Origin of the sequence: Amaricoccus sp. (assembly GCF_017995835.1) — a bacterium.
GTDB lineage: Bacteria > Pseudomonadota > Alphaproteobacteria > Rhodobacterales > Rhodobacteraceae > Amaricoccus.
Window position 1 is genome coordinate 20063 of sequence record NZ_JAGOID010000027.1, and the last position, 11680, is coordinate 31742.

Sequence of the window (11680 nt, forward strand, 5' to 3'; positions counted from 1 at the left end):
CTTGCGCCGCGCAGTTTACGTCCGTGGGGCGGCGGCGCGGCGGAGGCGGTCGTTGATAGCGCGGCCGAGCCCCGCCTCGGGGATCGGCGCCACCGCGATGCGCGAACATCCGGCCGCCGCCGCAAGCGCGTCAAGGGTCCGCAGCGCGGCGAAAAGACGCGTTGCGGCCTCTTCAAGGTCGCCCGTCTCGGAGAGGTTCACCCCCGGATCGCCCACCGGCCCCGGACCGAAGCCGAGCCAGGCCTCGCCGGCCTCCGGTCCAGCCGCGCCGAGCCGGAGCGCCGCGCGCGGCGCATAGTGCGAGGCGAGCTGACCCGGGGCCACGATGCCCGCGCCCGCGACGGCTAGCGGCCGGCCCAGCGCCGCCTCGATCGCCTCGACAGGCAATCCGCCGGGACGCAGGAGGCTAGGCGCGCCGTCGGCGAAGCCGACAATGGTCGATTCAAGCCCCACCGTGCACGGCCCTCCGTCCAGCACCGCCGCGATGCGGCCGCCGAGACTTTCCATGACATGCGCCGCGGTCGTCGGGCTGACCCGACCGGACGGGTTGGCCGACGGCGCCGCCACCGGCCCCCCGAACGCCTCGATGAGCGCCCGCGCCAGCGGGTGCGAGGGCGCGCGCACGGCGACGCTGTCTAGCCCGGCCGAGACGGCCTCGGCGATCCCCGCGCCCGCGCGGCGTGGCAGCACCAGCGTCAGCGGCCCCGGCCAGAACCGCTCCGCCAGCACTCGCGCCTCCGATGACAGGACAGCCAGCTTCCCGGCCGCGGGGATCCCCTCGACATGCACGATCAGCGGGTTGAACGACGGCCGCCCCTTGGCCGCGAAGATCGCGGCCGCGGCCCGGTCGCTGCGCGCGTCGGCCCCGAGCCCGTAGACCGTCTCCGTCGGGAAGGCGACGAGTTCTCCCGCCGCGAGCAGCGCCGCCGCAGCCCGGACCCCGCCGGGGTCGGCCGAAAGGAGGGCGGTGTGCCGATCCGGCATGGCGTCTCTCTTGTTCCCGCCCGCCCGCTCGACTAGGCTCCCGCGGTGGCCCTCTTAGCGGCGCGTGAGTTCCGCCGGAAGCCGGAAAGACATGCCGGAGCAACGCCGATGGCCTATCGCGCCCCTGTCGCCGACCTTCGGTTTCTGCTCGGCTCGGTCCTCGGAACCGACCGACTGACCGCCAGCGAGCGCTTCGCCGAGGCGACCGGCGAGACTGTGGACGCGATCCTCGCCGAGGCGGCGAGGCTCGCCGAGACCGTGCTCGCCCCCACCCGCCGGGCCGGAGACGAGACGCCGGCCCGGCTGGAGAACGGCGTGGTGCGCACCTCGCCCGGCTTCGCGCAAGCGTACCGCGCCTATGCCGAGGGCGGCTGGGTCGGCCTCGCCGCCAGCCCCGGGCACGGCGGCATGGGCCTGCCGCTGACGCTCGCCACCTGCGTCGGCGAGATGGCGGCGGGCGCGAACCTCGCCCTCTCGCTCTGCCCGCTGCTCAGCCAAGGCGCAATCGAGGCGCTGGAAAAGCACGGCTCCGACGAACTGAAGGCGCTCTACCTGCCGAAGCTCGTCTCCGGCGAGTGGACCGGCACGATGAACCTGACCGAGCCGCAGGCCGGCACCGACGTCGGCGCGGTCCGATCCCGCGCCGAACCCGGGCCGGACGGAACGTGGCGTATCACGGGGCAGAAGATCTTCATCACCTGGGGCGATCACGACATCGCCGCGAACATCTGCCACCTCGTCCTCGCCCGCCTGCCCGACGCGGCCCCCGGCACCCGGGGCCTGTCGCTCTTTCTCGTGCCGAAGCGCCTTCCCGACGCCGGGGGCGAGCCGGGCCCGGCGAACAGCCTGCGCGTCGTCTCCCTCGAGCACAAGATGGGCCTGCACGGCAGCCCGACCTGCGTCATGTCCTACGAGGGCGCGACCGGCTGGCTGGTCGGGGCGCCGCATGGCGGCATGGCGGCGATGTTCACGATGATGAACAACGCCCGGCTCGGAGTCGGCGTCGAGGGCGTCGGCATCGCCGAGGCCGCGTACCAGGCCGCCCTCGCCTATGCCCGCGAGCGCCGGCAGGGCCGCTCTCCCGACGCCGACGAGCCCGGCATCGTCGGCTTCCCCGACGTCCGCCGGATGCTCGTCGCCATGCGCGCGGCGACCGTGACTGCGCGCGCCATCGCGCTGGACTGCGCCTTCTCCCTCGACATGGCCGCGGCGATCGGCGATCCCGCCTGGGCGGCCCGCGGCGCGCTCCTCACCCCGATCGCCAAGGCCTACGGCACCGATACCGGCTGCGAAGTCGCGGCGCTTGGCGTGCAGGTCCACGGCGGCATGGGTTATATCGAGGAGACCGGAGTCGCGCAGTTCTACCGGGACGTCCGCGTCACCCCGATCTACGAGGGCACGAACGGCGTGCAGGCCATGGACCTCGTCGGACGCAAGCTCGCCGACGGCGGCGCCGCAGCCCGCGCGCTCCTCGCCGAGATCGCCGCGACCGCCGCCGGGGAGCCCGAAGGTCGCCTCGCCGCGGCCGCCGCCGCGCTGGCAACGGCGACGGACTGGATGCTCGCGGCCGAGCCCGACGACCGCTTCGCCGGCGCGGTCCCCTACCTGCGCGCCTTCGCGCTCACGCTCGGAGGCCACTACCTCGTGCGCGCCGCCGCTGCCGACCACGCGGCTTGGGCGGCCTTGCGCGACTTCCACCTGCACCGGACGCTCACCGAGACGGCGGGGCTCTGCGCCGCGGCCTGCGAGGGCGCGGCCGGGCTCTATGCCGTCGACCTCGCCTTCTGATGGAGGGCGCTGCCGGGTCCCTGCGCTTCCCCTTCGAGCCGCCCGTGCCCGGGCGTGCCGTCGAGATCGCCGAGGGCCTGCTCTGGATGCGTCTTCCTGCCTTCGCGAAGCCCGACCACGTCAACGTCTACGCGCTCGATGACGGCGACGCCTGGACGGTCGTCGATGCGGGGCTCGACGATGCGCCGACCCGCTCGGCCTGGGGGGCGCTGCTGATCGGGCCGCTCGCCGGCCGCCCGGTCCGCCGGCTGATCGTCACCCACCACCACCCCGACCATGTCGGCCTCGCCGGCTGGTTCCAGGCGGCGCTCGGGGCGGAGCTGTGGATCACCCGCACGGCCTGGCTCTACGCGCGTATGCTGGGCCTCGACGTGCAGGAACGGCCGGCGCCGGAAACGACCGCCTTCTGGCGCGCCGCCGGCATGGCGCCCGACATCCTCGCCGCCCGGACCGAGAGCCGCCCCGTCAACTACGCCGACATGATCGCGCCATTGCCGCTCGGCTTCCGCCGAATCGCCGAGGGCGACGAGATCGTCGCCGGCGGACGGCGCTGGCGCGTCGCGATCGGCGATGGCCACGCGCCCGAGCACGCGACGCTCTGGGGCGTCGGTCACGACCTCGTCCTCGCCGGCGACCAGATCCTGCCGGGCATCACCCCGAATCTCGGGGTCTACGCCACCGAGCCCGGCGCCGACCCGGTCGGCGACTGGGAGGCGAGCTGCCGCCGTCTGTCGGGGCACGCCCGCTCCGACCAGCTCGCCCTGCCGGGCCACGGCCGGCCGTTCCTCGATCCCCGAGCCCGGCTCGCAGCGCTCCACGCCGACAGCGTCGCGGCGCAGGACCGCCTCCTCGCGGCGCTGGGCGAGGGGCCTCGCACGGCGGCGGACTGCTTCGCACCGCTCTACCGCCGGTCGATCGGCTCCGCCGAGTACGGCCTCGCGCTCGCCGAGGCGATGGGCCGGCTCAACCATGCCGAGGCCATCGGCCTCATCGCCCGCGAACCCGGCCCCGACGGCGCCTGGCTCTGGCGGCGGACCTGAGCCATGATTGCGGGCGGGCCGGAGCGCAGCTCGCGTTGCAGCCGGCGCGAAGCCCGGTCGATTTGGGGACTGACAGGCTCGGGGACTCAAGCTAAAAGCGGGCGGAAGCCGCCACGCGGAACGCAGACGAAGGAGCCCAGCCTTGGCCGACCACAGCCACGCCCATGCGCCCGCCCACGAGCACGGCACGGCGGACGTCGCCGAGCATCAGCAGACGTTCGAAGCCTTTGCCCGCTTCTGGGTCTATCTCTTCGGCGCGGCCGCCGCAGTCCTGATCTTCCTCGCGATCTTCAACTCCTGATCCCGGCCCGTCGTCTGGCTGATACGGTTTCCGCCCGAAGACTTCGGCGTCAAAGGTTTACGGCGGATCCTTCGATGCACACCTTATGCACAACGTATGCACAACGCATATGCCAAGCAAAAGAGTCGGAATTGAATCGCTAATGCAGGCGCGAGGCGTTCAGTCGGTGGCCGTATGACGCCCGGAGTCGTGCCGTAGCTCGCGACCTCGGATCGCTCACCGCGCAAAGAAGACCCGCCGGTCGCGGGGACCGGCGGGCTTGCTCTTCGGCCGGCGGTGCGGCGTCAGGCGAGCTGGCGCACGACCTTCTCGGTCTCGAAGATCTCGATGACGTCGCCTTCGCGGATGTCGTCGTAGTTCTCGAAGGCCATGCCGCATTCCTGGCCGACCTGCACCTCGCGCACCTCGTCCTTGAAGCGCTTGAGCGTCTTCAGCTTGCCCTCGTGGATCACCACGTTGTCGCGCAGCAGCCGGACGCCCGCGGCGCGGCGCGCCACGCCTTCGGTGACCTCGCAACCCGCGACCTTGCCGACCCCGGTGATCTTGAAGACCTCCTTGATCCGGGCGTAGCCGACGAACTTCTCGCGGATCTCCGGGCTCAGCAGGCCCGAGGCCGCCTTCTTCACGTCGTCCACGAGGTCGTAGATGATCGAGTAGTAACGGATCTCGACGCCCTTCTGGTTGGCGCTCTCGCGCGCCGGGGCGTTGGCGCGGACGTTGAAGCCGATGATCGGCGCGCCCGAGGCCTCGGCCAGCGTCACGTCCGATTCGGTGATCGCGCCCACGCCCGAATGCAGCACGCGGATGCGCACCTCGTCGGTCGAGATCTTCTCCAGCGCTTGCACGATCGCCTCGGCCGAGCCCTGCACGTCCGACTTCACGACGACGGGCAGCTCCTTGACGTCCTTGTCCGCCTTGGCCTTGGCCAGAAGCTGGTCGAGCGTGGCCGCCGAGCCTGCGGCGGCGCGCTTGTCGCGCGCGAGCCGGGCGCGATAATCGGCGATCTCGCGGGCCTTGGCCTCGTCGGCGACGACGTTCAGCACATCGCCCGCCTCGGGCGTGCCGTTGAGGCCGAGCACCTCGACCGGAACCGACGGCCCCGCCTCGTCCACCCGCGCGCCCTTGTCGTTGATGAGCGCGCGCACCTTGCCCCATTGCTCGCCGACAACGAAGATGTCGCCGCGCTTCAGCGTGCCCTTCTGCACCAGCACCGTCGCGACCGGCCCGCGACCGACGTCGAGCTTGGCCTCGATCACCGCGCCCTCGGCGAAGCGGTCGGGGTTGGTCCTGAGATCGAGGATCTCGGCCTGCAACGTGATCGCCTCGAGCAGCGCGTCGAGGCCCTGGCCGGTCACCGCCGAGACTTCGACGTCGAGCACGTCCCCGCCCATCTCCTCGACCACGACCTCGTGCTGGAGAAGCTGGGTGCGCACCTTGCGCGGGTCGGCGGCCGGGCGGTCGATCTTGTTGATGGCGACGATCATCGGCACGCCGGCGGCGCGGGCATGGCTGATCGCCTCGATCGTCTGCGGCATGACGCTGTCGTCCGCGGCGACCACCAGCACCACGATGTCCGTCACCTGCGCGCCGCGGGCGCGCATCGAGGTGAAGGCGGCGTGACCCGGGGTGTCGAGGAAGGTGACCACCTGCCCGCCCTCGGTCGTCACCTGATAGGCGCCGATGTGCTGGGTGATGCCGCCGGCCTCGCCGGAGACGACGTTGGTCTTGCGGATCGCGTCGAGCAGCGAGGTCTTGCCGTGGTCGACATGGCCCATGATCGTCACGACCGGCGGCCGCGGCGCGAGGTGCGCCTCGTCGTCCTCGGAGGCGAGCGTGATCACGTCCTCGACCGCCGATTCCGAGCGGCGCACGACCTTGTGGCCGAACTCCTCGACGATCAGCGCCGCCGTGTCGGCGTCGACGGTCTGGTTCTGCGTCGCCATGATGCCGTTCTGCATCAGGGTCTTGACGACGGCAGCCACGCGCTCGGCCATGCGGTTGGCGAGTTCCTGCACCGTGATCGCGTCGGGCACCTGCACCTCGCGCACGACCTTCTCGCGCTCGCCGTGCCCGCCATGCATGCGGCGCTTGTCGCGCTCCTGACGGCGGCGCATCGCGGCGAGCGAGCGCTGGCGGCCCTCCTCGTCGGTGGCGTTGGCGATGGTGAGCTTTCCGGAGCGACGGCGGTCGTCGTCCTTGGCGCGGGTCGGCTTCTTCTCGTCGACCGGGGCCTTCAGCGTCGTCTTCTTCGCTGCGCCGCCCGGCGAGCGGCCGGCCTCGGCGCGGGCGGCTTGGGCTTGCGCGGCGGCGGTGTCGACCGGGGCCGGAGCCGGGGCGCGGCCCGCGGGCGCGGCCTTCGCCCCCGCGGAAGCGGCCGCTTTGGCTGCCGCGGCAGCTGCCTCCTCGGCGGCGGCGGCGGCGCGCTGCTCGCGAATCTCGCGCTCGCGCTCCTCGCGCTCGGCGGCGTCCTTCTCGGCGCGCAGGCGGGCGAGCTCGGCCTCGCGCGCGGCGGTGGCCTCCTTCTCCTTGCGGGAGCGCTCGGCTTCCTGCGCCTTGGCGGCCTCGACCGCCTTCAGGCGCCGCTCGAACTCGGCTTCCGACAGGTTCTGGGCGACGGCGCCGCGCGGATTGGCGGCCGTGGCCTGGGCGGCGCCCGGCTTCGGCACGACGACCCGCTTGCGCTTCGTCTCGACCATCACCGACTTGGTGCGGCCGTGGCTGAAGCTCTGCTTCACGTGATGGGTCTCCGTGCCTCCGGCGCCGCGCAGACCAAGAGGCTTGCTCCTGCCGCGGTCGCTGTCCTTGGTGTCCGTCATTCCGTCGTCTGCCTTTCCGCGCGGGAGCCTTCCCCCGCCGTTCGATCGTCCGCCGAATCGTCCACGGCCCCGTCAGCCGACGGCGCGTCGTAGTAGATGCTGCCCCTGACGCCTGCAAGTCGTCGGGCCTCGTCGCCGATGCGTTTCGCGAGGCCCCCCTCGAGCACGGCGGCATGTATCACACTATCGCGGGCGAATGCCAAACCCAATTCGTCCGCCGTGAGGCATCCGACATGGGTATTCTCGCCCTTTGGGGCCCGCAACGCAGCCTTGCCGCGCGCCGAACCGTCGGACGCCTGCACCAGAAGCGCGGCCTTGCCCCCGACCAGCGCCTCCTTGACCTTCTCGAGCCCCGCGACCGCCTGGCCCGCCTTGCGCGCCATGGCGATCAACTCGACGACGCGTCGGGCGAGGCCGTCCTCGACCTGGGCCACGAGATCGGCCGGAGCCGACGCCTGTTGGCGCGCCGCCTTGGCGAAATGGCCCTTCGACGCCGCCGTGGCAAGGGCCTTCGCGTCGGCCGTGACATAGAGCCCCCGACCGGGCAGCTTTCCGGCCAGGTCGGGGACGACCGCGCCGTCCGGGGCGATCACGAAACGCACGAGTCCGGCCTTGGGCGCGCTCTCGCGCGTCACGATGCAGCGCCGCTCGGGCGCCTCGCGATCCTTCGGCCGGCCGCCGCGCGTCACCTCGTTCTCCCTCAGGCGCCCTTCTCCTCCTCGCCTTCCGCGGTCTCACCTTCCCCGGCCTCCGCCTCCAGCTCGGACGGATCGACCCAGCCGAGCTGCACGCGGGCGTTCATGACGAGCGTCTGCGCCTCCTCGAGGCTCATGTCGAACTTCTCGAGCAGGCCCTCGTCCTTGATGCGCTTGCCCTCGGCGTTGGTCGTGTAGCCGCCGGCGAGCTCCCAGTCGGCGCAGCGGGCGAACTCCTCGAGGTTGGTCACGCCGTCCTCGGCCAGCCGCTCGATCATCTGGGGGGTCAGGCCCTCGAAATCGAAGAGGCTCTGCTCGACGCCGAGCTCCCTGGCCCGCTCGATCGCCCTGGCGTTGATCTCGTCGAGGCTCTCGCGGGCGCGGGCCTGCAATTCCTCGGCGGTGGTCTCGTCGAAGCCGTCGATCGAGGTCAGGTCGTCGAGATCGACATAGGCGATCTCCTCGAGGTTGGCGAAGCCCTCGGCGACGAGGAGTTGGGCCACCATCTCGTCGACGTTCATCGTCTCCATGAAGAGCTGGGTCCGCTCGGCGAACTCCGCCTGGCGGCGCTCGCTCTCCTGCGCCTCGGTCATGATGTCGATGTCGAAGCCGGTCAACTGCGAGGCCAGCCGCACGTTCTGGCCGCGCCGGCCGATGGCGAGCGACAGCTGCTCGTCCGGGACCACGACCTCGATGCGCTCGCTGTCCTCGTCGAAGACGACCTTGGACACCTCCGCCGGCTGGAGCGCGTTCACGAGGAACGTGGCCGGATCCTGGTTCCACGGGATGATGTCGATCTTCTCGCCCTGCAACTCGGCCACCACCGCCTGCACGCGCGAGCCCCGCATGCCGACGCAGGCGCCGACCGGGTCGATCGAGTTGTCGTAGGAGATCACGCCCATCTTGGCGCGCGAGCCGGGGTCGCGGGCGACCGCCTTGATCTCGATGACGCCGTCGTAGATCTCCGGCACCTCCATCTTGAACAGCTCGGCGAGGAATTCCGGCGCGGTGCGGCTGAGGAAGATCTGCGGGCCGCGGGTCTCGTGGCGCACGTCGCGGATCAGCGCGCGCACCCGGTCGCCGTTGCGGAAGGCCTCGCGCTGGATCAGCTGGTCGCGGCGCAGGATCGCTTCGCCGCGGCCGACGTCGACGATGACGTTGCCGTATTCGGTGCGCTTGACGATGCCGTTGATGATCGTGCCGGCGCGGTCCTTGAATTCCTCGTACTGGCGCAGCCGCTCCGCCTCGCGGACTTTCTGCATGATGACCTGCTTGGCCGACTGCGCGGCGATGCGGCCGAAGTCCATCGGCGGCAGCGCGTCGGTCAGGTAGTCGCCGATCTCGGCGTCCGGCTTGATCGCCCTCGCGTCCGCGAGCGTGATCTCGGTGAAGAAGTTCTCGACCTCCTCGACCACGTGGCGATAGCGCGTCATGTGCAGTTCGCCCGATTTCGGGTCGATCCTGGCGCGGATGTCGTACTCGGCGCCGTAGCGCGAGCGCGCGGCCTTGCCGAGACTGTCTTCCATCGCCTCGATGACGAGCGCCGGGTCGATCATCTTCTCCCGGGCGACCGCATCGGCGATCTGCAGGAGTTCGAGCCGGTTGGCGGAGGTCACGCTCATTTCACTTCCTCGTCCTCGTCACGGGTTGTCTCCTCATCGTCCACCTCGATCTCGTCGAACTGGCTCTCGTCGATCTCTCCGGGCTCGAACCCGGCCGCCTTGCGCCCCGCGAGGCTCTCGGCGATCAGCGCATCCGTCAGCACCAGCTTGGCGTCGGCCAGAAGGTCGAACGACAGCCCGATCGTCCCCTCCGGGATCTCGACCAGCACCTCGCCCGCCTCGACGCCCGCGAGCACGCCCTTGAAGCGCTTGCGCCCGTCGATCGCCTCGTCGGTCTCGACCTTGACCTCATAGCCCTCGTAGCGCTCGAAATCCTTCAGCCGCGTCAGCGGCCGGTCGATGCCGGGGCTCGACACTTCCAGCACGTACTCGCCGCTGATCGGGTCCTCGACGTCGAGCACCGCCGACACCGCGCGGCTGATCCGCGCGCAGTCATCGACTTCGATCCAGCCCTCGGGCCGCTCGGCCATGATCTGCACGGTGTTGCGCTTGCCGCCCATCAGCCGCAGGCGCACGAGCTCGAAACCCATGCCCTCGATCGTAGGCTGCACGATCGCAGCGAGGCGCCTGTCGATGGCGGCTTTGGCGACGAGATCGGCCAAGTCGGACTCCGGAACGAAAAAACGGGCGCGCGGCCCGTTGAACTTCCGGTGGAAGGGACCCGAGAGGATCAACCTGCCGCTGATGGAGCCGATATAGGCCGGGCCGCGACGGGATGCAAGCGACAAAACGCCGGCGTCCCGGGACGGCAGGCCGCGGAGGCGGCCTTTGCCGCCACATCGTGCGCGCAGTGCGCGCAGAGTCCTTCTGGTTGCGATGCGCGCGTTCGCGCATCGCCGACTGCTCTCCAGGTTAGCAAACCTGAATGAAACGCGCAGGTCATGGTCCGGGGGCCGGCCGCGGGTGGAACGACGCCATGTGAAACGCCGACTGCGCCTCGCCCCGCAGCTCCGCCCCGACCGGGCAGGACCGCCGCACGGCGCAGCCCCTTTCCATGCAGTCCGCCCCCGCCGCGGTGTCGAGGAAGGCGTGGCAGGCGGCGATGTCGTAGCCCGCCCCCGTCAGCGCGCCCACCGGGCAGGCCGTCAGGCAAGGCCGCGCGCAGGCGTCGCAGGGCCGCGCCGGCGGCGGCGGCAGGTCGAGCCTGCCGGGAAAGGCGAGCGCGCCGCGATAGGAGACGAAAAGCCCGAGCCGGGCATGGACGAGGAGCCCGACGGGCGCCTCCCAGGCCATCTCGCTCGCCCGCGCCCAGGCGGTGAAGGGCAGCCAGGGCGGCCCGCCGAACGGAAAGAGGGCCCTGGCGCCGAGCCGCGCCGCCAACGCGCCGATCACCCGCAACGACCAGCGGTCCACCGGGTCGGGCCGGCCGTCGTCCCATTCCGGCGCGGCGCGGAGACGGTTCCAGAACGCCCGGCCGTCGGGGCAGAGGAGCACGATGGTCCCCGTCCCCGGCGGCGCGCCGTCCTGCGGGCCGGGATGCAGTCCGCCGCCGACCGTCAGTCCCTCGGCCGCCGCCGCCGTCGCGACATCGGCGAGCCGCAAGGCGCTCAGCCCCGGATCAGCGTGCCGGCGCCGTGGGCGGTGAAGAGTTCGAGCAGCACCGCGTGCGGCGCACGGCCGTCGAGGATGACCGCCGCGCGCACGCCGCCTTCGACGGCGGCGAGCGCCGTCTCGGTCTTGGGGATCATGCCCCCCGAGATTACGCCCGATGCGATCAGCCCGCGCGCCTCTCCGGCGGTCAGGTCGGTCAGCACCGCGCCCGAGGCATCCTTCACCCCCGCGACGTCGGTCAGCAGCAGCAGCCGGTCCGCCTTCATCGCCGTCGCGATCGCGCCCGCCGCGGTGTCGCCGTTGATGTTGTAGGTCTCGCCCGACCGCCCGACCCCGAGCGGCGCCACCACCGGGATGAAGTCCGAGCCGAGGAAGGTCCGCAGCACCTCGGGATGCATCTCGACCGGCCGCCCGACGAAGCCGAGGTCGACGCCGCCGCCGCCGAGGTCCTTCTCGCAGATCATCAGGCTCGCGTCCTTGCCCGAGAGCCCGACCGCCTTGCCGCCCTGCCGATTGATCGCCGCGACGATGCCCTTGTTGATCCGGCCCGACAGGACCATCTCGACCACCTCGACGGTCGCCTCGTCGGTCACCCGCTTGCCGTCGACGAAGCTCGACGCGATCGCCAGCCGCTTCAGCATGTCGTTGATCATCGGCCCGCCGCCATGGACGACGACCGGGTTCACGTTGCACTGCCGCATCAGCACGACGTCGCGGGCGAACTCGTCCATCGCCGCGGCCGAACTCATCGCGTGCCCGCCGAGCTTGATGACGATCGTGGCGCCATCGTAGCGTTGAAGGTACGGCAGCGCTTCGCTGAGCGTGCGCGCCGTCGCGATCCAGTCGCGCGTCTGGGCCGATGATCTCTCCATCGCGGGAACGC

Annotated in this window: 10 protein-coding genes; 3 read left to right on the plus strand and 7 right to left on the minus strand. The window is 71.5% G+C overall.

Going from position 1 to position 11680, the window contains the following annotated elements; genetic code table 11:
• Nucleotides 1-15: 15 nt before the first annotated feature.
• Nucleotides 16-984: an L-threonylcarbamoyladenylate synthase gene (locus KBA23_RS06520; RefSeq protein WP_290738246.1), complete on the minus strand. Its 969-nt coding sequence runs from the start codon at nucleotides 982-984 to the stop codon at nucleotides 16-18.
• A 108-nt stretch (nucleotides 985-1092) separates the two neighbouring features.
• Between KBA23_RS06520 and KBA23_RS06525 the strand changes: the two genes are divergently transcribed.
• From KBA23_RS06525 to KBA23_RS06535, 3 genes are all read left to right on the plus strand, one after another.
• Nucleotides 1093-2772 carry an acyl-CoA dehydrogenase family protein gene (locus KBA23_RS06525; RefSeq protein WP_290738248.1) on the plus strand — a complete coding sequence of 560 codons (1680 nt, stop codon included), beginning with the start codon at nucleotides 1093-1095 and terminating at the stop codon, nucleotides 2770-2772.
• The gene (locus KBA23_RS06530; protein ID WP_290738251.1) at nucleotides 2772-3812 is read left to right on the plus strand and encodes an MBL fold metallo-hydrolase; all 1041 of its coding nucleotides are present in this window, start codon (nucleotides 2772-2774) and stop codon (nucleotides 3810-3812) included. The genes KBA23_RS06525 and KBA23_RS06530 overlap by 1 nt, the downstream gene beginning before the upstream one ends.
• A gap of 142 nt (nucleotides 3813-3954) precedes the next feature.
• A complete protein-coding gene (locus KBA23_RS06535; protein WP_290738255.1) occupies nucleotides 3955-4113 on the plus strand; it encodes an aa3-type cytochrome c oxidase subunit IV in 159 nt (52 codons plus the stop codon).
• A 284-nt stretch (nucleotides 4114-4397) separates the two neighbouring features.
• Here the strand turns inward: KBA23_RS06535 and infB are convergent, their stop codons facing one another.
• The 6 genes from infB to argB all read right to left on the minus strand — a co-directional run bounded on the left by infB (nucleotide 4398) and on the right by argB (nucleotide 11669).
• Nucleotides 4398-6929 carry a translation initiation factor IF-2 gene (gene infB / locus KBA23_RS06540; RefSeq protein ID WP_290738258.1) on the minus strand — a complete coding sequence of 844 codons (2532 nt, stop codon included), beginning with the start codon at nucleotides 6927-6929 and terminating at the stop codon, nucleotides 4398-4400.
• On the minus strand, nucleotides 6926-7618 hold the full coding sequence (locus KBA23_RS06545) for an RNA-binding protein (protein WP_290738261.1): 693 nt from the start codon (nucleotides 7616-7618) through the stop codon (nucleotides 6926-6928). Before KBA23_RS06545 ends, infB begins: the two co-directional genes overlap by 4 nt.
• Before the next feature lie 11 nt (nucleotides 7619-7629).
• The gene (gene nusA / locus KBA23_RS06550) at nucleotides 7630-9246 is read right to left on the minus strand and encodes a transcription termination factor NusA (RefSeq protein WP_290738264.1); all 1617 of its coding nucleotides are present in this window, start codon (nucleotides 9244-9246) and stop codon (nucleotides 7630-7632) included.
• Entirely contained in the window at nucleotides 9243-9848 is a 606-nt protein-coding gene (gene rimP, locus KBA23_RS06555; protein WP_290738266.1) for a ribosome maturation factor RimP, read from the minus strand. The genes nusA and rimP overlap by 4 nt, the downstream gene beginning before the upstream one ends.
• Before the next feature lie 277 nt (nucleotides 9849-10125).
• On the minus strand, nucleotides 10126-10788 hold the full coding sequence (locus KBA23_RS06560; RefSeq protein WP_290738269.1) for a ferredoxin: 663 nt from the start codon (nucleotides 10786-10788) through the stop codon (nucleotides 10126-10128).
• A 5-nt stretch (nucleotides 10789-10793) separates the two neighbouring features.
• Nucleotides 10794-11669 carry an acetylglutamate kinase gene (gene argB, locus KBA23_RS06565; protein ID WP_290738272.1) on the minus strand — a complete coding sequence of 292 codons (876 nt, stop codon included), beginning with the start codon at nucleotides 11667-11669 and terminating at the stop codon, nucleotides 10794-10796.
• Between the last annotated feature and the right edge of the window lie 11 nt (nucleotides 11670-11680).